The sequence below is a fragment of the Streptomyces violaceusniger Tu 4113 genome (assembly GCF_000147815.2).
Classification (GTDB): domain Bacteria; phylum Actinomycetota; class Actinomycetes; order Streptomycetales; family Streptomycetaceae; genus Streptomyces; species Streptomyces violaceusniger_A.
Genome location: NC_015957.1, coordinates 1,462,469 through 1,488,201, shown reverse-complemented (window position 1 = coordinate 1,488,201; position 25,733 = coordinate 1,462,469). Strand labels below are relative to the sequence as shown.

Genomic DNA, 25,733 nt, shown 5'->3' with positions numbered 1-25,733 from the left:
GGCAACTTGAGTCGGCGAGACTCAAATAATCAATGCCCACTCAATGCACGGAGGGGTCTCAGGTGTTCCCGGACGCTCGTTCGCTGTGAGCGAAGCCGCCCTCGGCGGCGTCGCCGCCCTTCTAGGAGGGCCGCCACCTGGCGTTTCGCCGGACATAGAGCCAGCAGACGACGCCGATCAGCAGGGCGAGCCCATGGCCCCATTCGGTGAGCGGATCGAAGTCGACGAGGCTCCCGGCGACGAGCGCAACGCCGATCCCGCCGAGCAGCGCCCAGCGCAGCCGGGGCACCAGCAGCCCGGCGAGCGCGGCGGCGCAGGCGATCAGGCCGTAGCTGACCCCGTAGTCGAGGCGGCGCAGCGAACTGGCCGGGAGATCCCCGACGGCGACGGAGGCGGCCACCGGGAGCTCGGTGAGCAGCGTCGCCAGCACATGGCCGAGCAGGAACACCCCGGCGGTGCGCGCCCCGCCGACGCGCCGCTCCAGCGCGCCGAGCACCAGGGGGAAGACGACCAGATAGGGCGAGGTGATCCCGCCCACCGCCCACAACGCGCTGAACAGCAGCGTCAGCAGCGGCCGCTGGGAGAGGTGGGACACATCGGTACTGGAGTCCGCGAGCAGATCGTGCACGGTGCCGGGGTCGCCGAGGCGGGCGTAGAGCCCGGTGCCGAGCAGGACGAGCGTGTAGCCGAGGGTGAACGGCACGCGGATGAGCGTGCGCGGAAGCTTGTCGAGGAGCGGCGGCTTGCTGAGGCGCGGCAGCGCGCTCGGGCCCACCGCTGTGGCAGCCGTAAGGCGCCCGCGCCCCGCCGACGCCATAGAGGCCGCCCACGCCGTAGGCCCCGTCGAGGCCGCAGAAGCCGCAGCCCCCACCGACGCCGTAAGGGCCGCACCAGAGGCATCCGCGCCCGCAGAGCCGGGGTGCCCGGAGGCACCCGCACCCACAAAGCCCGAAGGCCCGGAGGCATCCGCACCCACCGACCCCATAGGCCCGGAGGCATCCGCACCCCCAGAGCCGGGTGACCCGGAGGCGTCCGTGCCTCCGGGCTCCCCGGGCTCCCCGGGCTCCGCGTCCGTCGTCCCTCGTATCGATGTCGTCAACGCCCGCGCCCCTTCCTCACTCCCTCTGCTCTCCCTCTGCTCTCCGCATATCCGCGACAGCGGGAACAACAACCCGGAGGCCGTGAGTCATGTCACCGTGGTGCCGGCTGTGACGCGGGCGACGTCGTGGCACCGGACCACCGGTGGAATCGGTTGGACCGGCGAGCGAGACCGGCGCGAGGATGGCGGCATCAGGACCAGCCGGGAGGACCCCACCCCATGCAGCCGCAGCCGCCGTACGACCTCCGCCCCGCCGACGACGACCGGCCGGTGACCGTCGACCGCCGGGAGGGTCCGTACGGCGAGGTGGTGCTGCGGCGGCGCGGTGACGGGGGGCCGTCGGGCGACGCCGTCTTCGAGATCATCGCCAATGGGTGCTTCCTCATGGACACCTCCGACGGCCGCTCCGAGCGGCTGCTCATCCGCGCCGCCCTGCGCGCGCTGCCCGCCGACCGGCCCTCCCCCGCACTGCTCATCGGCGGCCTCGGCGTCGGGTTTTCGCTGGTCGAGGCGGTGGCGGAGCCCCGGTGGGGGCGGATCGCGGTGGTCGAGCGGGAGGCGGCGGTGATCGACTGGCACCGCGAAGGACCCCTGGCGGCCGTGACCGCCGGGGCGCTGGCCGATCCGCGCGCCGAGATCGTGCACGCCGATCTGGTCGCCTGGCTGCGGACCGGCCCGCGCGCGCCGCAGACCCCGCAGAGCTATGACGCGCTGTGCCTGGACATCGACAACGGACCCGACTGGACCGTCACCGAGGACAACGACGGCCTCTACTCCCCCGCCGGGCTCGCCGCCTGTGCGGCGCGCCTGGCACCGGGCGGAGTGCTGGCCGTCTGGTCGGCGCAGCCGTCACCCGCATTCGAGGAATCTCTCCGGAATGCCGGGTTCACGCAGGTGCGTACGGAAGAGGTCGCCGTTGCCCGGGGTGTTCCCGACGTCGTGCATCTCGCCGTCCGGGGCGCGTAGCAAAGCCGCGTACGCTGGCTTTACGCTTGCTTGCCTACCAAACGCGGCTGAGCGATGACCAGGCGCGAGCCGCGGGTTTCACCGGAAGACGCAGGGGCGGGCGTATGGAGCAGACTCATAACGGTCACAACGGGACCGCCACGACCACCCCTGGCGCACAGCGCCGGGTCCTCGTCGTCGAGGACGATCCGACCATAGTGGACGCCATCGCGGCCCGGCTGCGTGCCGAGGGGTTCCAGGTCCAGACGGCGGGAGACGGTCCGGCGGCGGTCGACACGGCCGAGGCGTGGCAGCCCGATCTGCTGGTCCTCGACGTGATGCTGCCGGGCTTCGACGGTCTGGAGGTCTGTCGCCGGGTGCAGGCCCGCCGTCCGGTGCCCGTGCTGATGCTGACCGCGCGCGATGACGAGACCGACATGCTGGTGGGGCTCGGGGTCGGCGCCGACGACTACATGACCAAGCCGTTCTCCATGCGCGAACTGGCCGCGCGGGTGCATGTGCTGCTGCGGCGGGTGGAGCGGGCGGCGCTGGCCGCCCACACCCCGCGCAGCGGGATCCTGCGCCTGGGCGAGCTGGAGATCGACCACGCCCAGCGCCGGGTGCGGGTGCGCGGTTCGGATGTGCATCTGACCCCGACCGAGTTCGATCTGCTGGTCTGCCTGGCCAACACCCCGCGCGCGGTGCTCTCGCGTGAGCAGTTGCTGGCCGAGGTGTGGGACTGGGCGGACGCCTCGGGCACCCGCACCGTGGACAGCCATATCAAGGCGCTGCGGCGGAAGATCGGCGCGGAGCGGATCCGTACGGTGCACGGCGTCGGTTACGCCCTGGAGACCCCGGCGGCATGAGGAAGGGCCGCTGGGCGCGCAGGGTTCCCAAGGTCTGGCGGATCCCCGGGGCCCGGATTCCCAAGGTCTGGCGGATCCCCGGGGCCCTCATTCCCAAGGCCTGGCGGATTTCCGGGGCCCGGGTTCCCAAGGTCTGCCGGATGTACGTGGACCCCAGGGGCCGGCGGGCGTTGTCCCGCGCCACCTGGGCCCGGATCTGGGAGGCGCTGCGGCCCTTCGACCCGTACCGCTCGGTCAAGGCGGCGCTGGGGGCGCTGGTCATCGGCTCGGTGATCATCACCACGTGGCTGGTCTTCGCGGCGGTGCACTCCGATACCGAGCTGCGCGTGATCACCATCTTCTCGATCATCGCCTCGCTGCTGATCACCCAGTTCGTGGCACACGGGCTGACCGCCCCGCTGGACGAGATGACCGAGGTCACCCGGGCGATGGCGAACGGCGACTACACCCGGCGGGTGGAGGCGGCGGTGCGCCGGGACGAGTTCGGCGACCTGGCGACCGCGTTCAACCGGATGGCGGCCGACCTGGAGGCGGTGGACACCCACCGCAAGGAGCTGGTCGCCAACGTCTCGCATGAGCTGCGCACCCCCATCGCGGGCCTGCGCGCCGTGCTGGAGAACGTGGTGGACGGGGTCTCGGAGGCCGATCCGGAGACCATGCGGGTCGCGCTGCGGCAGACCCAGCGCCTGGGCCGCCTGGTGGATCAGCTACTCGATCTCTCCCGCCTCGACAACGGGGTGGTGCCGCTGCACGCCCGGCGGTTCGAGGTCTGGCCGTATCTGGCCGGAATCCTCAAGGAGGCGAGCATGGCCAAGGGCGCGGAGTCCCAGTCGGGCGCGCACACCCGTACGGACGTCCATCTCAATCTGGACGTCTCGCCGCCCGAGCTGACCGCCCACGCCGACGCCGAACGGCTGCACCAGGTGATGGCGAACCTCATCGACAACGCGGTGAAGCACAGCCCGGCGCACGGCCGGGTGACCGTGCGCGCCCGGCGCGGTGAGGCCGGCCCGGAGAGCCTGGAGCTGGAGGTGCTGGACGAGGGTCCCGGCATCCCGGAGGCGGAGCGGCACCGGGTCTTCGAGCGGTTCAACCGGGGCGGGCTCTCCCCCGACAGCTCGGCGAACGGGGGCCGGCGCCGCCCGGGCCCGGTCAGCGACGGCGGCACCGGTCTGGGGCTGGCGATCGCGCGCTGGGCGGTGGACCTGCACGGCGGGCGGATAGGCGTGGCGGAGTCCCCGCGCGGCTGCCGGATCAAGGTCAGCCTCCCCGGACCGGCCCCGGAATCCAAACCGGCCACCCCCTGAGATCAAAGTTGAAGTAAAGTCGCCCCTGTCGCGCCCATACGAGCGGCGGGGGTGCACGTTTGCGCTGCCCTACGTGAGGAAACACACGAAACTCCGGGTGTTTCCCGGTGAGTCATGCGCTGAAACCCGCCAATCAATGTGACTTGCGCGACGATGACCAGTGCGGCCTGCACGTAAGGGTCCAAGGGGCGTAGCCTTAATTCCCGCTGTCCACCACCTTAGGAAGCGGAAGAGGGCGGTTGCCGCCGTGTCGCCACAGTCCCCCAACACCTCGAGCGTCTCGACCGATGAACAGGACGGGCAGGGAAGTAACCCTGCCGCTGCCTTCGGCCCCAATGAGTGGCTCGTCGACGAGATCTACCAGCAGTACCTCCAGGACCCGAACTCGGTCGACCGAGCCTGGTGGGACTTCTTCGCCGACTACAAGCCGGGTCAGGACACCGGCTCCGCGGTGGCCAAGCCACCACAGGGAGTAGCCGCGAGCGCCGCCCCGGCGGCTCCGGCCCAGCCGGCGGAGGCCAAGCCCGCCGTCCCGGCCGCGAAGCCCGCCGAGGCCAAGCCCGCCGCGGCGGCCCCGGCCGCCCCGAAGCCCGCACCGGCGCAGCCCGCGGCCCCCGCCGCGAAGGCCGCCCCGACGGCTCCGGCGGCCCCGGCCAAGCCCGCTCCGGTCAAGCCGACTCCGGCCGAGCCGACGGTCTCCAAGAAGGAGCCCGCCGGGCCGTCCGTCGGCCCCGAGCTGGTCACGCTGCGCGGCCCCTCCGCCGCCGTGGCGAAGAACATGAACGCGTCGCTGGAGCTGCCGACGGCCACCTCGGTCCGCGCGGTCCCGGTCAAGCTGCTGTTCGACAACCGCATCGTCATCAACAACCACCTCAAGCGCGCCCGCGGCGGCAAGGTGTCCTTCACGCACCTGATCGGCTACGCCATGGTGCAGGCGCTGAAGGCGATGCCCTCGATGAACAATTCGTTCACCGAGAAGGACGGCAAGCCGACCCTGGTCAAGCCCGAGCACATCAACCTCGGTCTCGCCATCGACCTGGTCAAGCCCAACGGTGACCGCCAGCTCGTCGTGGCCGCGATCAAGAAGGCCGAGACGCTCAACTTCTTCGAGTTCTGGCAGGCGTACGAGGACATCGTGCGCCGCGCCCGCTCGGGCAAGCTGACGATGGACGACTTCACCGGCGTGACGGCCTCCCTGACCAACCCCGGCGGCATCGGCACCGTCCACTCGGTGCCGCGGCTGATGCCCGGGCAGGGCCTGATCGTCGGCGTCGGTGCCATGGAGTACCCCGCCGAGTTCCAGGGCACCTCCCAGGACACCCTGAACAAGCTGGGCATCTCCAAGGTCATGACGCTGACCAGCACCTATGACCACCGGGTGATCCAGGGCGCCGCCTCCGGCGAGTTCCTGCGGATCATGAACCAACTGCTGCTCGGCGAGAACGACTTCTTCGACGAGATCTTCAAGGCGCTGCGGATCCCCTACGAGCCGGTCCGCTGGCTCAAGGACATCGACGTCAGCCACGACGACGACGTCACCAAGGCGGCGCGGGTCTTCGACCTGATCCACTCCTACCGGGTCCGCGGCCATGTCATGGCCGACACCGACCCGCTGGAGTACCGCCAGCGCAAGCACCCCGACCTGGACATCATCGAGCACGGGCTCACCCTGTGGGACCTGGAGCGCGAGTTCGCGGTCGGCGGCTTCGCGGGCAAGACCATGATGAAGCTGCGCGACATCCTGGGCGTGCTGCGCGACTCGTACTGCCGCACCACCGGCATCGAGTTCATGCACATCCAGGACCCCAAGCAGCGCAAGTGGATCCAGGACCGCGTCGAGCGCAACCACGACAAGCCGGAGCGCGAGGAGCAGTTGCGCATCCTGCGGCGGCTCAACGCGGCCGAGGCGTTCGAGACCTTCCTCCAGACCAAGTACGTCGGCCAGAAGCGGTTCTCCCTGGAGGGCGGCGAGTCCGTCATCCCGCTGCTGGACGCGGTGCTGGACGCGGCCGCCGAGTCGCGGCTGGACGAGGTCGTCGTCGGCATGGCCCACCGCGGCCGGCTGAACGTGCTCGCCAACATCGTCGGCAAGTCGTACGCGCAGATCTTCCGCGAGTTCGAGGGCAACCTCGACCCGAAGTCCATGCACGGCTCCGGTGACGTCAAGTACCACCTGGGCGCCGAGGGCACCTTCACCGGTCTGGACGGCGAGCAGATCAAGGTCTCGCTCGCCGCGAACCCCTCCCACCTGGAGGCCGTGGACCCGGTCCTGGAGGGCGTCGTCCGCGCCAAGCAGGACATCATCGGCAAGGCCGGCACCGACTTCACGGTGCTGCCCGTCGCCCTCCACGGCGACGCGGCCTTCGCGGGCCAGGGTGTGGTCGCCGAGACGCTGAACATGTCGCAGCTTCGCGGCTACCGCACCGGCGGCACCGTGCACATCGTGATCAACAACCAGGTCGGCTTCACCGCCGCCCCGGCCGCGTCCCGCTCCTCGATGTACGCCACGGACGTCGCGCGCATGATCGAGGCGCCGATCTTCCATGTGAACGGCGACGACCCGGAGGCCGTCGTGCGCGTCGCGCGGCTCGCCTTCGAGTTCCGCCAGGCGTTCAACAAGGACGTGGTCATCGACCTGATCTGCTACCGCCGCCGCGGCCACAACGAGACCGACAACCCCGGTTTCACCCAGCCGCTGATGTACGACCTGATCGACAAGAAGCGCTCGGTGCGCAAGCTCTACACCGAGTCGCTGATCGGGCGCGGCGACATCACGCTGGAAGAGGCCGAGCAGGCGCTGCAGGACTTCCAGGGCCAGTTGGAGAAGGTCTTCACCGAGGTCCGCGACGCGGTCTCGGCCCCGGCTCCGGCCGAGGTCCCCGAGCCGCAGGCGGAGTTCCCGGTCACGGTCCAGACGGCCGTCTCCCAGGAGGTCGTCAAGCGGATCGCCGAGTCCCAGGTGAACACCCCCGACCGGATCACCGTCCACCCGCGGCTGTTCCCGCAGCTCCAGCGGCGCGCGGCGATGATCGAGGACGACTCGATCGACTGGGGCATGGGCGAGACCCTCGCCATCGGCTCGCTGCTGATGGAGGGCACCCCGGTCCGGCTCGCCGGCCAGGACTCCCGCCGCGGCACCTTCGGCCAGCGCCACGCGGTGCTGGTGGACCGCGAGACCGGCGACGACTACACCCCGCTGCTGTACCTCACCGAGGACCAGGCGCGGTACAACATCTACGACTCGCTGCTCAGCGAGTACGCGGCGATGGGCTTCGAGTACGGCTACTCGCTGGCCCGTCCGAACGCGCTGGTCATGTGGGAAGCGCAGTTCGGTGACTTCGTCAACGGCGCGCAGACCATCGTGGACGAGTTCATCTCGTCGGCCGAGCAGAAGTGGGGCCAGACCTCTGGTGTCACGCTGCTGCTGCCGCACGGTTACGAGGGCCAGGGGCCGGACCACTCGTCGGCCCGTATCGAGCGCTTCCTCCAGCTCTGCGCGCAGAACAACATGACGGTCGCCGCGCCGACGCTGCCGTCGAACTACTTCCACCTGCTGCGCTGGCAGGTCCACAACCCGCACCACAAGCCGCTGGTCGTCTTCACCCCGAAGTCGATGCTGCGTCTGAAGGCCGCGGCGTCGAGGACCGACGAGTTCCTCAACGGCTCCTTCCGTCCGGTGATCGGCGACGAGACGGTCGACCCGGCCGCGGTGCGCAAGGTGGTCTTCTGCTCCGGCAAGGTCTACTACGACGTGGCCGCGGAGCGGGACAAGCGCGGTGCGAACGACACGGCGATCATCCGCCTGGAGCGGCTGTACCCGCTGCCGGGTACGGAGCTGCAGGCCGAGATCGCCAAGTACTCGGGTGTCGAGAAGTTCGTGTGGGCGCAGGAGGAGCCGGCCAACCAGGGTGCCTGGCCGTTCGTCGCACTCAACCTGATCGACCACCTGGAGCTGTCGGTCGGCGCGGACGTCCCCGCCGCCGAGCGCCTGGTCCGGGTCTCGCGTCCGCATTCGTCCTCGCCCGCGGTGGGGTCGAACAAGCGGCACCAGTCGGAGCAGCAGGCGCTGGTGAACGAGATCTTCGAGATCTGATCCACCCCGTCCGACCCGGAAGGCCCGGTCCCGCGCTGCGCGGGGGCGGGCCTTCCGGCCGTTCGGGGTGCTCTTACGGTCAGATCGGCGGCGGCTCGAAGCCCCAGCCGGGGCGGGTCCGCCAGTTTCACCCGGTCCGGCGAGGATGCCCCGGCGTTCACATGGATCGGAGTCGACCGGGGCATCGTGAACCTCGCCACCAGCTCCGACGGCACGAACCACCAGGGCCGTCGCCTGTCCCGCTACCGGCGCCGGCAGGCCCTCGAACGCGCCGGACTCCAGGCCGAGCGGACCCGCTCGGCCACCCGCCGCCTCGCCCGTCGCCTACGCAAGGAGCACCGTAGGCAATCGCGCGCGCTCGGCGTGGGTGTGTGTCACCGCACCCGCACCCTCCCTCTCACCACTAGCCGGGAGCTGGGTTGATGCGACCTGTGACCGTCCCGTCGTAAGGGCAGCCGGGAGCGCGACGAGGTGCGAACGACCGGGCGTACAAGCTTGGCCGTGCACGGCCGAGAAGGTGACGAAAGCAGGTCAACGATGCCGAACCGCCGGCATGCTCTCCAGCGCTGTACGCGCGCTGGTGTCCTGGCTGCTCAGCCGGACGACGTAGGGCCCGCGGCCCGGTCGCCGGAGGCGATGGCCAGCCGCTCGGCGAGCTCCTCGCGCACCCGCGCGAGGGTGGCGATCCGGTCGTCCAGCACGCTCAGGCGGCGGCGCCCGACGTCCAGCATGGCCTCGGAGGGGCGGCTGCTGGGCAGGTCGCCGTCCAGGCAGGCGCCGAAGTGCTCGATGTCCTCCAGCGTGAGCCCGGCGTCCAGCAGATAGCGGATGTTCGCCACCCGCTGGATCGCCCGCTCGTCGTAGATCCGGTAGCCGTTGACCGCGCGTGTGGAGCTCAGCAGCCCTCGCTCCTCGTAGAAGCGCAGGGCCCGGGTGGTGGCACCGGTGGCCTTCGCCAACTCCCCTATCCGCATGCGGCGACACTACCCGCGGCCAGTCGGCAGGCACCTAGGGTCTGTCATTTGGATCAGGCCGGATCAGGGAGCGGGGTCTGGTGCGTGCGGTTGCAAGGCGGAGGAGGGAGTCGACGCGGAGCGTCGGCGAGTGACGACAACGCCGCAGATGCGCGTGCCAGACCCCGCGAGCCCGGCCTGATCCAAACGACAGGCCCTAGCCCACCAGTGCCCCGCCGTCCACGGGCAGGACGACGCCGGTGGTGTAGCCCGCCTCGGGCCGGGCGAGCTGGGTGATCCAGAAGGCGACCTCTTCCACCCGGCCGAGCCGCCGCAGCGGCACATGCTCGATCAGGGTCGTCCGCAGGGCGTCGATCTGCTCGGTGTCGAGCCCCTGGTGCCGCCCGATCGAGGTGGCGATGGGGCCGGGGGCCACACCGGCCACACGCACCCCGCGCGGGGCGAGTTGCACCGCCCAGCTCCGTGTCAGAGTGTCCAGGGCGGCCTTCAGCGCGGCGTACAGCTCGGTGCCGGGCATCGGCCAGCCACGCTGGCCGATCGCCGTACTGACGTTGATCACGACACCGGCGCTCTCGCCGAGATGCGGAACGGCGGCCTCGGTGAGGTACACCGGCGCGAGCAGATTGACGGCGAGCATCTCCTCCACGGCTTCCCGGCGGATGTCCCCGAGCGGCGCTTGCCGCACCACGGCGGCATTGTTGACCAGCACGTCGATCCGGCCGAACGCCTCCAGCGCGGCGTTAACGATCAGTTCGGCGGCGCCGGGCGCCGAGACGTCGGCCACCAGCGGCCGGATGCCCGGCGCGTCGGCGGCCGTCTCCTCGAGCCGGGCCGCCGTCCGGCCGACCACCAGGACCTGGGCGCCCTGCTCGGCGAAGGTCCGTGCGGCGGCCCGCCCGATCCCCGTGCCCCCACCGGTGACGATCACCGCTGTGCCGTCGAAGTGTGCGGCTGTCATGTCTGTCATGCCAACGCACCGTAAACATTGACGCCCGCGTCAAGGTCAACTCCGGCGGCCCTCGGGTCGCTCACCGGGCCGCTGTGCCGCATATCCTGGACGGGTAGATCCACACCATCCCGACCGGAGCGACCCTTGTACTTCACCGATCGCGGTATCGAGGAGCTGGAGCAGCGACGCGGCACCGAGGAGGTCACCTTCGAGTGGCTCGCCGAGCAGCTTCGGACGTTCGTCGACCTGAACCCGGACTTCGAGGTTCCGGTGGAGCGGCTGGCGACCTGGCTGGCCCGGCTCGAGGAGGAAGACGACGACCTCTGAGGGCGAACGACGTCCGAGGGCGACGACGTCCGAGGGCGACGACGCCTGAAGGCGAACGGCGTCCAAGGGCGCTGACGCATAAGCGCTACGCGGCCCTACCGGCCGCCCCTCACGCCACCACCGGTCCGCGCCCCGGCGCCCCCGCCTCGTGGTCCAGCCGGGGGTCGGACACCAGCACCGCCTGCTGCAGCCGCTGCAGCTTCGCCGAGGGTTCCAGCCCCAGCTCCTCCGTCATCGCCGTCCGCAGCCGCTGGTAGACGGTCAGGGCGCGGGTGCGCTGGCCGGAGCGGTGGAGGGCGAGCATGTACTGCCCGTGCATGCCCTCGTGGAAGCGGTGCTCCACGACCAGCGAGGCGAGGTCGCTCAGCACCTCCAGATGGCCGCCGAGCCGCAGCCGGGTCTCGATTCCGCGCTCGGTGACCGTGAGCCGGGACTGCTCCAGCCGGGCGACTTCCGCCTGCAGCGGGCGGCCGTGCGGGGTGACGTCCACCAGGGCCGGGCCCTGCCAGAGGGCCAGCGCCCGCCGGAAGGAGGTGTCCGCCGTCCGCTCGTCGCCGGCCTCCAGCGCGCCTTCGCCCTCGGCGACGAGGGCGCGGTACTGATGGACGTCGAGCTGGCCCGGGCCCACCACCATGGCGTAGCCCCCGGGCCGGGTCTGCAGCACATCCCGGGTGACGGCGGCCGACGGCATCCCCAGCACCTCGGCGAGCAGCTTGCGCAGATGCAGGATGTACGTCTGCAGCGTGGTCAGTCCGGTGCGCGGCGGATGATCGCCCCACAGCTCGGCCATCAGCGACTGCACCGGCACCATCCGGCCGGCGTGGAGCAGCAGCAGGGACAGGACCTTGCGCGGCTTCATCGCGCTGGGCACCCCGGACCGGGCGCCGAGGCCGAGTGTCAGCGGTCCGAGCACGCTCACCCGCATGGGTGGCACCTCTCTTCGGGCTTCATGGGCGGTAGGCACGGACGAGCAGGTCGGCGGCGCTTTCGCAGACGGCCGCGGCCTGCGCGTCGGCGAGCGGGCTGGTGCCGTACATCGACTGGTAGAGGCCCTGCTGGACGATCAGGGCCACGAACTGGCGGGCGGCGGTGGCCGGTTCCGGCACGCTCAGCTCGCCGCGGGCGGTGCGCCGGCCGAGCATCTCGGCGAGGTAGGTCACCAGTTGCTGGGGCTCTCCCTCGGCGCATGCGGGGCGCAGCGAGGGATGGCGGGCGACCTCGGCGATGACCAGGCGGCGGAGCGCGGAGGCCCGTTCGTCGAGGAGTACGGCGAGCACCCGGTGGCCGAAGTGGATCAGCGCGGTGCGGGCGTCACCGCCGTCGTACGCCTCGACGGGCTCGGTGCCGTCCGGTCCGAAGGCGTACGGGGAACCGGCGGCGAAACCGGCCGCCACGCGCTCCCGCTCCTCCTCGACGGCGGCGATGAACAGCCGTTCCTTGTCGCCGAAGTGGTTGTAGACGGTCTGCTTGGACACGCGGGCCTCGTCCGCGATGACGTCCACGCTCGCCCGGTTGTATCCCTCGCGCAGAAAGACGGCCACGGCCGCCTCCAATATCGCCTGCCGCTTGGCGGGCTGGGGGCCCGCGGGCCGCCCCGCGGCGCTGCGCCGGGGACCGCTGTCCGTCCGCAACGGCCCAACCTCCTCGCTCCGAGCCGGTCTTGCCCTCGATGGACGTGTGAGTCTAGCCTTCGTTTACTGCAATGGACTAGCCCGTCCAGTCCAATTAATTCATCGGCAGATCATGTCGTTTCCTCACCGCTTCACAAGGAGAGCTCCCATGAGCGCACCGGAGAGCAGCGGGGCCCTGAGCCCCCTCACCCTGGCGCCGGAGGCGCAGCGGCAGCTGTTCCTGGAGGCCCGGACGGCCAACACCTTCACCGAAGAGCCGGTGACGGACGAGCAGGTCCGCGCGATCCACGAGCTGGTCAAGTACGCGCCCACCTCGATGAACCAGCAGCCGCTCCGGGTGGTCCTGGTGCGCTCGGAGGAGGCGCGCGCCCGGCTGGTGACGCATATGACGGGGCGTAACCAGGAGAAGACGGCCAAGGCCCCGCTGGTCGCGGTGCTCGCCGCGGACCTGGACTTCCATGAGGAGCTGCCGCGGCTGGTGCCGTTCATGGAGAACCCGCAGCAGATCTTCGCCGACCCCGGCATGCGGGAGGCGTCGGCACGCTTCAACACCGCGCTGCAGGTGGGCTACTTCATCCTCGGCGTGCGCGCCGCGGGGCTCGCCGCCGGGCCCATGATCGGCTTCGACCACGCGGCCGTCTCCAAGGAGTTCTTCGAGGACGGGCGGCACGCGGCGGTCTGTGTGGTCAACATCGGCAAGCCGGGTCCGGACGCCTGGATGGGCCGGCTGCCGCGGCTGGAGTACGAAGAGGTCGTCCGTACGGTCTGAGACCTCTTCCGGAAGAACGGCCGTCCGCTCCCGTGCCTTCTCGGCGCGGGAGCGGACGGCTGTAGGGGCTTGTCGGGTTCGGTCAGCTCTCGATCAGTTCATGGAACGCCACGGTGTCGAAGATGTCCTCCATCCTCGCCGCCCTGCCGTCCCGCATCGTCCACGAGTGGACGAAGTCCAGCGTCACGGTCGTACCGCGGCGCGAGGTCACCTCACGGGTGCCGAACACCACGACCCGGTCGCCCTGTTCGATGAACTCCTTCGGCGCGAGCTTCATCCCGCCCAGCACGGTCGGCACATGGGCGAGGAAGTCCTTGATCCCCGCATGGCCCAGCTTGGTGCCGCCGAGCCCGTACTGGGCCATCCCCTCCGGATGGACCCACTCCACATCGGGGTGCATGCCCGACAGAATCCCCTCGATGTCGCGGTCGCGGAAACCCGCGTAGGAGGCGCGGATGGCCTCGATGTTCGCTGATGCCATGGTGGTCGCCACTCCTCAGACGGCGCTGTGCCGCGGCTCGGACGGAAGGTGCTCGGGGTGGAGCGCCTGGAGCGTACGCCGCACGCCCTCGCGCCACGGCACCCGGCAGGGTCCGGTGATCTCGCGCCGCCGGGTGGGGTCGAATTGATAGGTCTCGCGGGTGACCTCGCTGGGCACGAGCCGGGCCCGCACCCCGGTGAGCTCCTCCAGATGGCGCACGCAGTCGGTCATCCCGACCGCCTCGTCCCCGCCCCAGTTGACCAGCGTGGCCGGGGCCGATGCGGCGTTCCACAGCTGGGGGACGTGGGCGACGAGATCGTCCGTGTGGAGGAGCGAGCACCAGTTCTGGCCCTCCATGGGCACCGGTATCGGCTCGCCCGCGAGCATCCGCTTGAAGTAGAGCATCGGCACCCCGCCGTAGCCGCCCGGGCCGTAGGCGATGTTGAGCCGGGCGATGGTCGTCGGCAGGTTCAGCACCTGGGCGAACGCCCGTACCGCGCCCTCGGCGGCGATCTTGCCCACCGGGTAGGCGGGCAGCCAGTCGGCCACCCCGTCGACGGGGTCGTCCTCCGTGTACGCGTGGTCGAGGGTCTGCCGCTTGTAGAGCGCTCCGGTGGAGACGAAGAGGAACGCCTCCGCCCGCCGGCAGTGGCTCATCAGCCGGCCGGTGGCCACCGAGTTGACCTCGATGGCCGCGTTGACGTCGCCGTCCTCACCGCGGCGCACCGCCGAGTGGAAGACATGGGTGAAGTCGTCCGGCAGCCCCTCGTACGCCGCCGCGCCCAGGTCGTTCATGTCCCAGTGGAATGTGGTGATCCCCTGGTCGTTCAGCTCCTTCTCGGCACCGGGGGTGCCGAACCGGCCGAGGCACCACACCTCATTGCGCTCGGCCAGCGCCTCGGCCACCGGCCGGGCGACCTGCCCGGTGCCCCCGGTGACCAGGATCTTCTTGCCTTCCACCCTGCTCTTCTCCTTGTGCCTGGCCCGCTCGGGCCGCTGCCTGGCCCGTTCGGGCCGCTGCCTGATCCGCTCGGGCCTATGCCTGGTCCGCTCGGGCCTATGCCTGGTCCGCGGCCCGGGCCCGGTCGGCGTCGCCCAGCGCACGGTCGAGTTCCCTGCGCAGAACCGCCTGGAAGGCCGCGACATGCCGCGGACCCATCAGTGTGTAGTGCTCACCGGGTACGTCCAGATACCGGTTCGGCTCCGTGGTGTGCTCGTCCCACCGGCGCAGCTCGTTCGCCAGCCAGTCCTCCTTGGTGCCGCGCAGCGGGATCGCGTAGAAGACCGTCATGGACCGGGTGGTGCCGCTGGGGTGGTAGTCGCGGCCCAAGGTGGTGAGGCCGTGGGCCAGCTCCGCCCAGGCGGTGAACGTGTCGAGGTTCAGGTCGAGTTCGTCCAGCCGGGCGCCCGGGGCGATCCGCAGCAGATGCGCGAGCTGCTCCTCCCGGGGCAGGGGTCGCAGCTCGGCGGGGAGGTCGAGCGACTGCTTCTTGTTGATCAGGTCGAGGAAGAAGGCGAGGTTGGTCGCGGTCTCGACGAAGTCGAGTTCCTCCATGCGGTACTTGATATGCGGCGGAAGGTTGAAGCTGCCGACGAAGTCGACCCGCTCGCCCTGGGCCTCCAGCGCCTTGGCGATCTCGAAGGCCACGGCGCCGCCGTAGGAGTAGCCGGCGACGGCGTAGGGGCCGTGCGGCTGGCGGGCGCGGATGGCCTCCACATAGCACTCCACCATCTCCTCGAAGCTGGTGAAGGGCTTCTCGTGCTCGTTGAAGCCACGGGCGCGCAGCGCGTAGAACGGCCGGTCGCCGACGAAGTACTTGGCGAGGTTGACGAAGACCAGCACCTCGCCGACACCGGGGTGGACACAGAACAGCGGGGTCTTCTCGCCGCCGGTCTGCAGCGGTACCACCGGGTCGTACACGGCGTCGGGCGCGCCGCCGTCGCCGAGCCGGGCGGCGAGCTGCCGTACCGAGGGCGCCGTGAGCACCGTGATGACCGGCAGGTCCGCGATGCCCAGGCGCCGGTGGACCTGGCGGCGCAGCCGCAGGATGTCCAGCGAGGTGCCGCCCAGGTCGAAGAAGCCGGCGGTGGCGCTGATGCGCTCCGGGGCGGTGTCGAACATCTCGGCGTAGATCTCGGCCAGGGCCCGCTCGGTCTCGCCCTCGGGCGGGGTGTGGCCGCCGAGCCGGCGGGTGGTCAGCTCCGCGACCCGCTCGATGACGTCGTCGAATCCGCCGGACTCCAGACGGTGGCGCATGCGTCGGCGCAGCGTCTTGCCGAGGCTGGTCTTGGGGAAGGCGTCCTTGGGCAGCGGCAGGATGAGGAAGGGCCGAAAGCCCCAGTGGATCACGACGGTGGAGCGCACCGCGGTGATCATGCGGTGCAGCCCGGCCTCGTCGTCGTCCGCCGGTTCGGGGCTGACGGCGATGACGAGCTGCTCGGTGTCGCTGCCGGGGCGGCGCGTCGGGAACGCCGCCACAAAGCCGCTCGCGACATCGTCGAGCTGCTCCAGGGCGGCCTCTATCTCATGGCTGAAGTAGTTGACGCCATTGACGATGACGCTGTCCTTGCTGCGCCCGACGAGGGTCAGCCGGCCCTCGTCGATCCGGCCCAGATCGCCGCTGCGGAACCAGCCGTCGGGGGTGAAGGCCGCCTCGGTGGCCGCCTCGTCGTGGTAGTAGCCGGTGGTGATCATCGGCCCGCTGAGCTGCAGCTCGCCGATCTCGCCCGCGGGCAGCGCCCGGTGGTCGTCGTCGGCGACCCGGATCCGCAGCCCCTCGACGGGGGTCCCGAGGTTGGCGAACTCCTGGCCCACGTCGGTGACCGGGAACGCGCGGTTGTAGATGGATCCGGCGCAGGTCTCGGTCATGCCGAAGGCGGGCCAGAGGGCTCCCTCCCGCAGTCCGTACGGAGCGTAATGGGCGAGGAATGCCTCACCGGTCGCGACGACATTCGCCTCACCGCCGCTGACGATATGGCGCAGCGCGCCGAGATCGAGCCCTTCACCGCCCGCCGATATCTCCTCCGCTATCTCATGGGCGGAGGAATTGAGCGGACCGAGGAGGAAGTTCGGCGTAAAGGTCATCGTGACCTTGTGGCGGGAGATGATCCGGAGGAACCGCAATGGCTCCTCGAGGATGACCGCCGCCTCCACGTGCAATTGCTCGGCGCCCACATACAGCGGCAGCATATGCGCTTCCAGGAGCGCGGCCACATGGTCGTAGGAAATCCAGTTGAAAGTGGTGTCGGCGGCGGTGAGCTGTTGTTTCCCCGCCTTTCCGGCCATCGACGCCAGGATATTTCCATGGGTGAGCGTGACCGCCTTGGAATTCCCGGTGGAGCCGGAGGTCAGCACCAGCAGGGCGAGGTCCTCCGGGGCCGCGGAGTGCACGGCGGGCGGCTGCCCGCGCTCCGCGCCGGAGGCGTCCGCGGCCTCGTCCCGCAGCTCCTCCACCACGGCCACCGCGAGGCCGGGCACCTCCGGCAGCTCGGCGCGCATCGCCTCGGTGGTCACCAGCAGGGGACCGTCCAACAGCCGGTCGACATGGGTGAGTTGGGCCGTCCAGCGGGCCGGGTCACCGGAGATGGGCACCATCGGGCAGGGCACGAAGCCGCCCAGCAGACAGGCCCAGAGGGCGGTCAGGAATTCCGGCTGGCGGTCCAGCAGCAGGGCCACCGTGTCCCGCGGCCGCAATCCCCGGCCCCGGAGTGCGGAGAGGAGGTCGAGCGCCGATTCCAGAAGTTCCGGGTAGGGCTGCCGCACGGATTCACTCGCCGCGGGCCCGACCAGATAGCGCACCCCCGAATGAGCGTGGTCGCGCGCAGCCCGCAACAGCAACTGGGCAACCGAGAGCGGCTCCGGGCCTTCCTCTGGTGCCGAGGTATTCAAGGGTTGTGACGTCATTCCCCCGCAGCCCTCTTCCTTCCCGATTCTGAGGCCACGAAGGTAACAGCCCCAAACATGTGTCTCCATGACGCTCTACCAGTGCTCTAGCGAGACTCTAGCGGGGAATTTCCGGGGAGGAGGATTTTCTCGAAGAAGGGTGATCCGGTCCACAGGGAACGATGACTGCACCATGCATCCGTCACCGGCTCGCGCGATTGTGCACAGGTGCGCGCCCGTCCCGGCGGCGGCCACCGCCGGGACGGGCGACAGCCGGGCGCCGCCCTCCCGGGCCGGACCCGGCCCGGGCTTGACTCCGCAGGACCGCGATATATCGTGTTCAGTGGAGACACGATATGTTGCGTCGTCGTGACGCGTCGCACGTCCAGTCAGGGGAGGCCAGGGATGTCAGCCGGATCACAGTGGTCGATCACCGCGCCACAGAAGCTCACCTTCGACGACCCGGTCTCGGCCCTCGACGTCCGTATCGCGGGCGGCACGGTCAATGTGGTCGGCACCGGCGATGGTCCCGCCCGTCTCGAGGTCTCGGAGATCGACGGCCCGGCGCTGAAGGTCTCCCATGTCGACGGCACGCTGAGCGTGGGCTATGACGACCTCTCCTGGAAGGGCTTCCGCAAGTGGCTCGGGCAGTGGAACCGCAGCGCCCATGTCACCCTCACCGTGCCCGTCGACACCAGCGCCACGGTCGGCGTGATCGGGGGCTCCGCCGTGGTCTCCGGGCTGGCCGGCCGCGCCGAACTGCGCGGTGTCTCCGGCGACTTCACCCTGCTCGGGCTGACCGGGCCGGTGCGGGCCGAGACCGTCTCCGGCCGGGTCGAGGCGCAGGCCGTCACCGGCGATCTGCGGTTCCACTCCGTCTCCGGCGACCTCACCGTCATCGAGGGCTCCGGGCCCTTGGTACGGGCCGAATCGGTCAGCGGCGACATGGTGCTCGACCTCGCCCCCGCCTCGAAGTGCTCCGACATCGGACTCATCACCGTCTCCGGCGAGATCGCCATCCGGCTGCCGCACCCCGCCGACGCCGAGATCGAGGCCAACACGGCCAGCGGTTCGGTCTCCAACGGCTTCGACGATCTACGGGTCAGCAGCCAGTGGGGAGCCAAGAGGATCACCGGGCGGCTCGGCACCGGCAATGGCAGCCTCAAGGCCACCACCGTCTCGGGCGCCATCGCGCTGCTGCGCCGTCCGCCGTCCGAGGACGACACGGACACCACCGACGGCACCCAGGGAAAGGTCCTCTGATGCCCCCCGTATTCGCCCACGGCCGACTGCGCCTGTACCTGCTCAAGCTGCTCGACGAGGCGCCGCGCCACGGCTATGAGGTCATCCGACTGCTGGAGGAGCGGTTCCAGGGGCTGTACGCGCCCTCGGCCGGCACCGTCTATCCGCGGCTGGCCAAGCTGGAGGCCGAGGGGCTGGTGACCCACACCACCGAGGGCGGCCGCAAGGTCTACTCCATCACCGACGCCGGACGTGCCGAACTGGCCGACCGCGGCGGTGAGCTGGCCGATCTGGAGCTGGAGATCCGCGAGTCGGTCGCCGAACTCGCCGCCGAGATCCGGGAGGACGTCCGCGGCTCCGCGAGCGATCTGCGGCGGGAGATGCGGGAGGCGGCCCAGCAGGCCCGCGCCTCCGGAGGCACCGGCGGCACCGGCGGCGCCCAGGACAAGCACGGCCCGTGGGAGGGGCCGTGGGGCGACAAGGAGACCTGGCGGCAGGCGAAGGAGGACATGCGGCGCGCGAAGGAGGAGTGGAAGGAGCAGGCGCGCCGGGCGAAGGAGGAGAGCCGGCGGGCCCGGCAGGACGCCCAGCGCGCCCGTAAGCAGGCCAAGGACGCGCAGGACTTCGCGCGCGAGGAGGTCCAGCGGATCGCCCGGCGGGTCCAGGAGCAGACGCAGGAGCACATCCGGGCGGGCGACTGGCAGCAGGCGGTGCGCGAGGGGCTGGCCGAGGTGTCGCGCGGGATGAGCCGGATCTCCCGCCAGGGCACCTCGCGCTCGGACTGGGGCTGGGGCTGGGGCTGGGACGACGAGGCGTCCGGGCCGGAGACCAAGGTCGAGCGGATGGACATGACCAAGCCGGAGGGCGGCAGCAAGGAGGAGAAGCCGACCGGCGGTGGCAGCGAGGACAGCGGCAGTGGCGCGGCCGGAGTTCAGGAGCCCGAGTGGGCCAGGGACTTCACCCCGTCGGACGCCCCCGCCCGCGATCTGGAACGGCTGCTCGACCGGCTCCGCGACGACATCCGCGACGCGGCCCGCGACCACGGGGTGACGGACGCCCAACTGGCCGACGCCCGCCATCACCTGGGGGCGACCGCGGCGCGCATCACCGCGCTGCTCCGAGACGACCAGGCATAGGCCCGGCCTCCTTCTCGCTCAGGACCGGCCTCCTTCTCGCTCAGGACCGGCTTCCGTCTCGCTCAGGACCGGCTTCCGTCTCGCTCAGGACGGCTTCCGTCTCGCTCAGGACGGCTTCCATCCACCGCTTGACCTCAACCGCGGTTGAAGTTCCAGGATCGGGGTCGGAGGGGCGCACCACGGGGGGCGCCCCTCCGGCCCCGATCCCCGTGTCCTTCCCAGCTCTTCCCGACCGCGAGGAGACCGTCATGTCCGCCCTGCCCAGCTCCGGCCCGCTGCCCGATCTCACCCGGCCCGATGTGGGTGCCGCGCTGTTCAGCACCTGGAGCGTAGGCACACCGGAACGGCAGCGGGCCACGGTCGACGCCATCGCCGCCACCTGGGACGGCCACCTCTGGCCGGCACCCGAGTTGCTCTCCTACAACCTCTACGCGGGTACGGACGGCGATACGTTGATGCACCACTCCCAGTGGGCCAGTGAGGCCGCGTACCACGCCTTCGTCCGGACCCAGCGCCGGCAGCGCAACGACGAGATCGACAGCACGGTCCCGGACATCAAGAGGCTCGGCCTCTCCTCGTACCGCCACTACCGCGGCTTCCAGGCACCGGCCGCCCAGAGCGATACGCCGGACCCCGGGTCGGACCCCGGGCTGATCGTCGTGGTCGAGATCGACTTCGACGACCCCGACCCCGGGCTCCGCCGGTCCTGGATCGACCTGGTCATCGAGGCCCTGGAGAACGAGCCCGACCCGGGCCTGATCTCCGCCGACTTCCATCTGATCGTCGACGGCGAGCGCCATCTGAGCACCGACCGCGTCCGGGTGTTCAACTACGCCCGCTGGACCGGCGTGGAGACGTACGAGGCGGCGATGGCGGCCGATGGGCCGCGCGGCGGCGGCTCGTCCCTCTGGGACCGGGTGCGCGACTTCCCCGGTCTGGTGGGTTCCGCGTCCCGCTCCTATCGCTTCCGGCGGAGCTTCGTACCGCAGTCGGCGGCGGCGTCGCGGAATTCCGCGAATTCGCCGGAGCGCGAGGCCGGGTAGATCATCGCGCGGGCTTCGCGCCAAGCCTCCGGCATATGCTCGCCGCCGTCTCGGCGCTCTCTCGACGCCTTCTCGGCGCGGACCGGATCCACCGGGCCTGTTCGAATTCCCGCGCGAATCCCCGGCCCCCATCGCGACCGTGGAGGGCGGCACGGTATTCAGACCGTCAATACGACCTTGCCGAACAGATCGCCGCCCGCCATCTTCTCGAACCCCTCACGGGCCCGGTCCAGCGGCAGCACCGAGTCGATCACCGGTCGTACACCGCGGGCGGCGCAGAAGCTCAGCAGGTCCTCCAGCTCGTCCTTCCCGCCCATCGTGGAGCCGACGACCTTCAGCTCCAGGAAGAAGATCCGGTTGAGCTCGGTGGCCTTCGGGTTGGGGCCGCTGGTGGCGCCCGAAATCACCAGGGTGCCACCGGGCTTGAGGGACTTCACCGAATGCGACCAGGTCGCGGCGCCCACCGTCTCGATCACGGCGTCCACCCGGCGCGGCAGCCGCTCCCCCGGTTCGTACGCGCTCTCGGCGCCCAGCTCGACGGCGCGGGCCCGCTTGGCCTCGTCACGGCTGGTGGCCAGCATCCGCAGACCGGCGGCCGCGCCCAGCACGATCGCGGCAGTGGCCACACCGCCGCCCGCGCCCTGGACCAGGACACTGTCGCCGGGGCGCACCCCCGCGTTGGTGAACAGCATGCGGTACGCGGTCAGCCAGGCCGTGGGCAGGCAGGCGGCCTCCTCGAAGGAGAGCTCCTTGGGCTTGGGCAGCAGATTCCAGCTCGGGACGGTCACCTTCTCGGCGAAGGTGCCCTGGTAGCGCTCGGTGAGGATGGAGCGGGGCTCCTTCGGACCGACGCCGTGTCCGCTCTGGCCGATGACGGAGTGGAGGACGACCTCGTTGCCGTCCTCGTCGATCCCGGCCGCGTCGCAGCCGAGGATCATCGGAAGCGACTCCTCGCCGAGCCCCACACCGCGCAGCGACCACAGGTCGTGGTGGTTGAGCGAGGCGGCCTTGACGTTCACGGTCGTCCAGCCGGGCCGGGCCTGCGGCTCGGGGCGCTCCCCCAGTTCGAGGCCGTTCAGCGGCTGGTCACGGTCGATACGTGCGGCATAGGCAGCGAACATGATCCCGACCTTAGGCCGCACGGCGATCCCACGGAACCACGCCACGGTGTGACCCCGCTCGCCCACCGCACACAAGCCGACGGGCCGGTCCACCCCTCCGGATGAGGGGCGGACCGGCCCGTGAAGACACAGCCCGCGATGGCCCGGCGCGCGATGGCGCCTGGGCCCTGGCGGGCGTCAGCGGCGGGCGACGCCCTCCGCGCGGGCGGCCGCGGCGACGGCCGCGGTCACGGCGGGGGCGACCCGGTCGTCGAACGGCGAGGGGATGACCTTGTCCGCGCTCAGCTCATCGGCCACCACCGCGGCCAGCGCCTCGGCGGCCGCGAGCTTCATGCCCTCGGTGATCCGGGAGGCCCGGACCTGGAGGGCGCCCGCGAAGATGCCGGGGAAGGCGAGGACGTTGTTGATCTGGTTCGGGAAGTCGCTGCGCCCGGTGGCGACCACGGCCGCGTACCGGTGGGCGACGTCCGGGTGGATCTCCGGGTTGGGGTTGGCCATCGCGAAGATGAAGGCGCCCGAGGCCATCTTCGCCACCGCGTCCTCCGGCACCGTGCCGCCGCTGACGCCGATGAAGACGTCGGCGCCGTCCAGCGCGGCCTCCAGGGATCCGGTGAGCCCGGCCTTGTTGGTGAACCCGGCCAGCTCGCGCTTGACGTCGGTGAGGTCCTCGCGGTCCTGCGAGACGACGCCCTTGCGGTCGCACACGGCGACATCGCCGATGCCCGCCTCGGTGAGGATCCGGGCGATGGCCACACCGGCGGCGCCGGCGCCGGAGATGACGGCGCGGAGCTGGCCCAGCGCGCGGTCCGTCAGCCTGGCGGCGTTGCGCAGCGCGGCGAGGGTGACCACCGCCGTGCCGTGCTGGTCGTCATGGAAGATCGGGATGTCGACCCGCTCCTGGAGCTTGCGCTCGATCTCGAAGCAGCGGGGCGCGGAGATGTCCTCCAGATTGACGCCGCCGAACGAGGGCGCGAGCCGGGCGACGGTCTCCACGATCTCGTCCACGTCCCGGCAGTCGAGCGCGATCGGCACCGCGTCGACACCGCCGAACTGCTTGAAGAGGATCGCCTTGCCCTCCATGACCGGGAGGGACGCCTCCGGGCCGATGTCACCGAGCCCCAGCACCGCGCTGCCGTCCGTCACCACGGCGACGACCTGGGACTTCCAGGTGTAGTCGTGGACGAGCTCGGGCTGCTCGGCGATGGCGCTGCAGACCTTGGCCACGCCCGGTGTGTACGCGAGGGACAGATCGTCCCGGTCGCGCACGGGCACGGTCGCCTGGACGGCCATCTTGCCGCCGCGGTGCAGGGCGAATGCCGGGTCGAAGGGCTCTTCGCCGGTCACGCCGTCGGCTCCTTCGCCACTGCCGCTTGTGCTGCCGCTTGTGCTGTCGCTGCGAGGATTGACCATCTCCGCTGCCACTGTTTGACCCCTTTGTCGTTTTTCTGTCGAGGGTATCCGCCCCAGGTTCGGAGCGGGCGGGCACCGCGTCGTCCCATTCAGCGGATGACCACCGCATGGGTCTGGGTACGGACGCCGGGCGCGTCGCACACACGCCCTGAGCCCCGGGTGAGGGGTGCCGTCTGTTCTACCTGAAGCGCACGTCGAGCGACGAGCGTGTTCCGGTGCGATGACACCGGAAAACCGGGCATTAAGGCTGAAGGCGGGCGAATCTCTAGGGAAAGTCCATGCCTCCGTCACGCGCTGTTCTCCGCGTGATCATGAGCCCGCCCCGCGTCTCGGGCCGTCGCTGTCCGGCCGGCGCCGCTGTCCGGTTGTGCACCACGGGGATCGCCCGTTATCCGATTTTGACATGGCCGGCGGCCCGCACGGGCCCGTCCGATGACAAGATGCCCCAATCACACGAGATCGCGACACCCACAAACGTGTTCCCGAGATCTCGCCCCCTCACCCTGCCGGAGGAACCAGCATGACCGCCAGCTTCACGCCCCGTGGGGCCACCCTGAAGTCCCGGATGGCCTCCGTCGGCGCGATAGCGGTGGCAGGTGCCTTGCTGCTGACGGGCTGCGGCGACCAGACCGACAAGGCCACTGGTGGGTCGAACACCAACGCGGCCCCGCTCTTCAACCAGCTCCCCAAGGAGATCCAGAGCGCCAAGGTGATCAAGGTCGGCTCGGACATCAACTATCCGCCGGTCGAGTTCAAGAAGAACGGCGAGGTCATGGGCATCGACCCGGACATCGCCGACGCCCTCGGCAAGCAGCTCGGGGTGAAGTTCGAGTTCAACAACGGCACCTTCGACACCCTGCTCTCGGGCCTGCGCTCCAAGCGTTACGACATCGCCATGTCGGCCATGACCGACAACAAGGGCCGCCAGGAGGGTGTCGACCCGGACACCGGCAAGAAGGCGGGCGAGGGCGTCGACTTCGTCGACTACTTCACCGCGGGTGTCTCGATCTACACCAAGAAGGGCGCCAACACGGGGATCAAGACGTGGGACGACCTGTGCGGCAAGAAGGTCGTCGTGCAGCGCGGCACCGTCTCCCACGACCTGGCCAAGTCCCAGTCGAAGACCTGCCAGAAGAACGGCAAGGGCAAGATCTCGGTCGAGGCGTTCGGCAATGACACCGAGGCCCAGACCCGGCTGCGCGGCGGTGGCGCCGTGGCCGGCTCCAGCGACTTCCCGGTCGCCGCGTACGCCGTGAAGACCTCCGGCGGCGGCAAGGACTTCGAGCTCGTCGGCGAGCAGGTGGAGGCGGCCCCGTACGGCATCGCCATCGCCAAGAAGAACACTCAGCTTCGCGACGCCATCAAGCAGGCCCTCGCCCTGATCGTCGCGAACGGCGAATACGACAAGATCATCGCGAAGTGGGGCGTCAAGGAAGGCGCGGTCACCAAGGCCATCATCAACGGCGGCAAGTGATCCGGCCCTCCCCCGTCCGCGCTCGCGCTGAAAGGCACCATCCGTGACGACAAAGATTGACAAGGCGGGTCCGGTCGACGCCCCGCCGCCGGCGCCGGAGAACATCAAGGCCATCCCGGTGCGGCACTACGGCCGCTGGGTCTCCGCGGTCATCACCATCGCCGTGCTCTTCCTGCTCATCTCCGCGTTCGCCCGCGGCGATGTGAACTGGAACGCCATCCCGGACTACTTCTTCGACGGCGAGGTCCTCAGGGGCGTTCGCAACACCGTCTGGATCACCATCCTCTCGATGGTGCTCGGCGTGGTCCTCGGCATCATCCTCGCCGTGATGCGGCTGTCGAAGAACCCGGTGACCGCCTCCATCGCCTGGGGCTACATCTGGTTCTTCCGCGGCACCCCGGTCTATGTGCAGCTACTGGTCTGGTTCAACCTCGGCCTGGTGTTCGACTACATCAACATCATGCCGATCTACAAGGACGAGTGGTCGGACTTCATGACCCCGTTCCTGGCCGCCCTGCTGGGCCTGGGCCTGAACGAGGCCGCGTACATGGCCGAGATCTGCCGGGCGGGCCTCCAGTCGGTCGACGAGGGTCAGTCCGAGGCCGCCCAGGCGCTCGGGATGAGCCACGCCAAGACGCTGCGCCGGGTGGTGCTGCCGCAGGCGATGCGGGTGATCGTGCCGCCGACCGGCAATGAGTTCATCAACATGCTCAAGACCACCTCGCTGGTGATCGCGGTCCAGTACTGGGATCTGCTGCAGGCCACCTCCGAGGTCGGCCAGAACTCCGGTGCCACGGCGGAGATGCTCTTCCTGGCGGCCGCCTGGTACCTGATCCTCACCTCCGTCCTGAGCGTGGGCCAGTACTACCTGGAGCGGTACTACGCGCGCGGCTCGAGCCGCAGCCTGCCGGCCACCCCGCTGCAGCGGGTCCGGGCCAATCTGCTCTCCTTCAGCAACCGCTCCGGAGGTGTCGGCGCATGAC

General features: G+C 70.3%; 22 protein-coding genes. 12 read left to right on the top strand and 10 right to left on the bottom strand.

The window, feature by feature from the left end:
- Positions 1-121 precede the first annotated feature (121 nt).
- On the bottom strand, positions 122-775 hold the full coding sequence (locus STRVI_RS06705) for a rhomboid-like protein (RefSeq protein WP_251982567.1): 654 nt from the start codon (positions 773-775) through the stop codon (positions 122-124).
- A gap of 543 nt (positions 776-1,318) precedes the next feature.
- Here STRVI_RS06705 and STRVI_RS06695 point away from each other — a divergent pair.
- The 5 genes from STRVI_RS06695 (at position 1,319) to STRVI_RS53430 (ending at position 8,733) form a co-directional block, all read left to right on the top strand.
- Positions 1,319-2,065 carry a hypothetical protein gene (locus STRVI_RS06695; RefSeq protein WP_014054864.1) on the top strand — a complete coding sequence of 249 codons (747 nt, stop codon included), beginning with the start codon at positions 1,319-1,321 and terminating at the stop codon, positions 2,063-2,065.
- Positions 2,066-2,169: 104 nt separating this feature from the next.
- Entirely contained in the window at positions 2,170-2,910 is a 741-nt protein-coding gene (locus STRVI_RS06690) for a response regulator transcription factor (protein WP_014054863.1), read from the top strand.
- 140 nt (positions 2,911-3,050) lie between these two features.
- The gene (locus tag STRVI_RS06685; RefSeq protein WP_078505682.1) at positions 3,051-4,217 is read left to right on the top strand and encodes a HAMP domain-containing sensor histidine kinase; all 1,167 of its coding nucleotides are present in this window, start codon (positions 3,051-3,053) and stop codon (positions 4,215-4,217) included.
- A 247-nt stretch (positions 4,218-4,464) separates the two neighbouring features.
- Entirely contained in the window at positions 4,465-8,310 is a 3,846-nt protein-coding gene (locus STRVI_RS06680; RefSeq protein ID WP_014054861.1) for a multifunctional oxoglutarate decarboxylase/oxoglutarate dehydrogenase thiamine pyrophosphate-binding subunit/dihydrolipoyllysine-residue succinyltransferase subunit, read from the top strand.
- A gap of 186 nt (positions 8,311-8,496) precedes the next feature.
- Complete coding sequence (locus STRVI_RS53430; RefSeq protein WP_014054860.1) at positions 8,497-8,733, top strand: hypothetical protein; 237 nt, start codon at positions 8,497-8,499, stop codon at positions 8,731-8,733.
- A gap of 170 nt (positions 8,734-8,903) precedes the next feature.
- Here the strand turns inward: STRVI_RS53430 and STRVI_RS06675 are convergent, their stop codons facing one another.
- Together STRVI_RS06675 and STRVI_RS06670 are read right to left on the bottom strand one after the other, a co-directional pair.
- Positions 8,904-9,284 (bottom strand): MerR family transcriptional regulator, encoded by a 381-nt coding sequence (locus STRVI_RS06675; RefSeq protein ID WP_014054859.1) that lies wholly within the window; start codon positions 9,282-9,284, stop codon positions 8,904-8,906.
- A 196-nt stretch (positions 9,285-9,480) separates the two neighbouring features.
- The gene (locus tag STRVI_RS06670; protein ID WP_014054858.1) at positions 9,481-10,251 is read right to left on the bottom strand and encodes an SDR family NAD(P)-dependent oxidoreductase; all 771 of its coding nucleotides are present in this window, start codon (positions 10,249-10,251) and stop codon (positions 9,481-9,483) included.
- Between the two features lie 126 nt (positions 10,252-10,377).
- Between STRVI_RS06670 and STRVI_RS06665 the strand changes: the two genes are divergently transcribed.
- Positions 10,378-10,560, top strand: coding sequence for a DUF6104 family protein (locus tag STRVI_RS06665; protein WP_014054857.1), 183 nt, complete (start codon positions 10,378-10,380; stop codon positions 10,558-10,560).
- A gap of 109 nt (positions 10,561-10,669) precedes the next feature.
- Here STRVI_RS06665 and STRVI_RS06660 read toward each other — a convergent pair whose 3' ends face one another.
- Positions 10,670-11,485: an AfsR/SARP family transcriptional regulator gene (locus STRVI_RS06660; protein WP_014054856.1), complete on the bottom strand. Its 816-nt coding sequence runs from the start codon at positions 11,483-11,485 to the stop codon at positions 10,670-10,672.
- A 22-nt stretch (positions 11,486-11,507) separates the two neighbouring features.
- On the bottom strand, positions 11,508-12,191 hold the full coding sequence (locus tag STRVI_RS06655) for a TetR/AcrR family transcriptional regulator (RefSeq protein WP_014054855.1): 684 nt from the start codon (positions 12,189-12,191) through the stop codon (positions 11,508-11,510).
- A gap of 148 nt (positions 12,192-12,339) precedes the next feature.
- Between STRVI_RS06655 and STRVI_RS06650 the strand changes: the two genes are divergently transcribed.
- Positions 12,340-12,960, top strand: coding sequence for a malonic semialdehyde reductase (locus STRVI_RS06650; RefSeq protein ID WP_014054854.1), 621 nt, complete (start codon positions 12,340-12,342; stop codon positions 12,958-12,960).
- 82 nt (positions 12,961-13,042) lie between these two features.
- On the opposite strand, the gene STRVI_RS06645 is transcribed toward STRVI_RS06650, so the two are convergent.
- The 3 genes from STRVI_RS06645 to STRVI_RS06635 form a co-directional block, all read right to left on the bottom strand.
- Positions 13,043-13,441, bottom strand: a complete 399-nt coding sequence (locus STRVI_RS06645; RefSeq protein ID WP_014054853.1) for a nuclear transport factor 2 family protein — start codon at positions 13,439-13,441, stop codon at positions 13,043-13,045.
- A gap of 15 nt (positions 13,442-13,456) precedes the next feature.
- Positions 13,457-14,401, bottom strand: a complete 945-nt coding sequence (locus STRVI_RS06640) for an NAD-dependent epimerase/dehydratase family protein (protein ID WP_014054852.1) — start codon at positions 14,399-14,401, stop codon at positions 13,457-13,459.
- A 97-nt stretch (positions 14,402-14,498) separates the two neighbouring features.
- A complete protein-coding gene (locus STRVI_RS06635) occupies positions 14,499-17,345 on the bottom strand; it encodes a non-ribosomal peptide synthetase (RefSeq protein ID WP_014054851.1) in 2,847 nt (948 codons plus the stop codon).
- 384 nt (positions 17,346-17,729) lie between these two features.
- Between STRVI_RS06635 and STRVI_RS06630 the strand changes: the two genes are divergently transcribed.
- The 3 genes from STRVI_RS06630 to STRVI_RS06620 all read left to right on the top strand — a co-directional run bounded on the left by STRVI_RS06630 (position 17,730) and on the right by STRVI_RS06620 (position 20,745).
- On the top strand, positions 17,730-18,587 hold the full coding sequence (locus STRVI_RS06630; protein WP_014054850.1) for a DUF4097 family beta strand repeat-containing protein: 858 nt from the start codon (positions 17,730-17,732) through the stop codon (positions 18,585-18,587).
- Positions 18,587-19,702, top strand: a complete 1,116-nt coding sequence (locus STRVI_RS06625; RefSeq protein ID WP_014054849.1) for a PadR family transcriptional regulator — start codon at positions 18,587-18,589, stop codon at positions 19,700-19,702. Before STRVI_RS06630 ends, STRVI_RS06625 begins: the two co-directional genes overlap by 1 nt.
- 248 nt (positions 19,703-19,950) lie before the next feature.
- Positions 19,951-20,745, top strand: coding sequence for an antibiotic biosynthesis monooxygenase (locus tag STRVI_RS06620; RefSeq protein ID WP_014054848.1), 795 nt, complete (start codon positions 19,951-19,953; stop codon positions 20,743-20,745).
- A 158-nt stretch (positions 20,746-20,903) separates the two neighbouring features.
- On the opposite strand, the gene STRVI_RS06615 is transcribed toward STRVI_RS06620, so the two are convergent.
- Positions 20,904-21,866, bottom strand: a complete 963-nt coding sequence (locus STRVI_RS06615) for a zinc-binding dehydrogenase (RefSeq protein WP_043238081.1) — start codon at positions 21,864-21,866, stop codon at positions 20,904-20,906.
- A 177-nt stretch (positions 21,867-22,043) separates the two neighbouring features.
- Positions 22,044-23,288, bottom strand: coding sequence for an NAD(P)-dependent malic enzyme (locus tag STRVI_RS06610; protein WP_014054846.1), 1,245 nt, complete (start codon positions 23,286-23,288; stop codon positions 22,044-22,046).
- A gap of 508 nt (positions 23,289-23,796) precedes the next feature.
- Here STRVI_RS06610 and STRVI_RS06605 point away from each other — a divergent pair.
- Entirely contained in the window at positions 23,797-24,750 is a 954-nt protein-coding gene (locus tag STRVI_RS06605; RefSeq protein ID WP_014054845.1) for an ABC transporter substrate-binding protein, read from the top strand.
- A 43-nt stretch (positions 24,751-24,793) separates the two neighbouring features.
- Entirely contained in the window at positions 24,794-25,732 is a 939-nt protein-coding gene (locus tag STRVI_RS06600; protein ID WP_014054844.1) for an amino acid ABC transporter permease, read from the top strand.
- The last annotated feature ends 1 nt before the right edge of the window (position 25,733 follow it).

Coding starts and splice junctions, on each gene's coding strand:
- STRVI_RS06635 (WP_014054851.1), bottom strand. CDS start 17,345: ATGACGTCACAACCCTTGAATACCTCGGCACCAGAGGAAGGCCCGGAG.
- STRVI_RS06675 (WP_014054859.1), bottom strand. CDS start 9,284: ATGCGGATAGGGGAGTTGGCGAAGGCCACCGGTGCCACCACCCGGGCC.
- STRVI_RS06615 (WP_043238081.1), bottom strand. CDS start 21,866: ATGTTCGCTGCCTATGCCGCACGTATCGACCGTGACCAGCCGCTGAAC.
- STRVI_RS06605 (WP_014054845.1), top strand. CDS start 23,797: ATGACCGCCAGCTTCACGCCCCGTGGGGCCACCCTGAAGTCCCGGATG.
- STRVI_RS06660 (WP_014054856.1), bottom strand. CDS start 11,485: ATGCGGGTGAGCGTGCTCGGACCGCTGACACTCGGCCTCGGCGCCCGG.
- STRVI_RS06650 (WP_014054854.1), top strand. CDS start 12,340: ATGAGCGCACCGGAGAGCAGCGGGGCCCTGAGCCCCCTCACCCTGGCG.
- STRVI_RS06645 (WP_014054853.1), bottom strand. CDS start 13,441: ATGGCATCAGCGAACATCGAGGCCATCCGCGCCTCCTACGCGGGTTTC.
- STRVI_RS06695 (WP_014054864.1), top strand. CDS start 1,319: ATGCAGCCGCAGCCGCCGTACGACCTCCGCCCCGCCGACGACGACCGG.
- STRVI_RS06685 (WP_078505682.1), top strand. CDS start 3,051: ATGTACGTGGACCCCAGGGGCCGGCGGGCGTTGTCCCGCGCCACCTGG.
- STRVI_RS06620 (WP_014054848.1), top strand. CDS start 19,951: ATGTCCGCCCTGCCCAGCTCCGGCCCGCTGCCCGATCTCACCCGGCCC.
- STRVI_RS06625 (WP_014054849.1), top strand. CDS start 18,587: ATGCCCCCCGTATTCGCCCACGGCCGACTGCGCCTGTACCTGCTCAAG.
- STRVI_RS06690 (WP_014054863.1), top strand. CDS start 2,170: ATGGAGCAGACTCATAACGGTCACAACGGGACCGCCACGACCACCCCT.
- STRVI_RS06630 (WP_014054850.1), top strand. CDS start 17,730: ATGTCAGCCGGATCACAGTGGTCGATCACCGCGCCACAGAAGCTCACC.
- STRVI_RS06670 (WP_014054858.1), bottom strand. CDS start 10,251: ATGACAGACATGACAGCCGCACACTTCGACGGCACAGCGGTGATCGTC.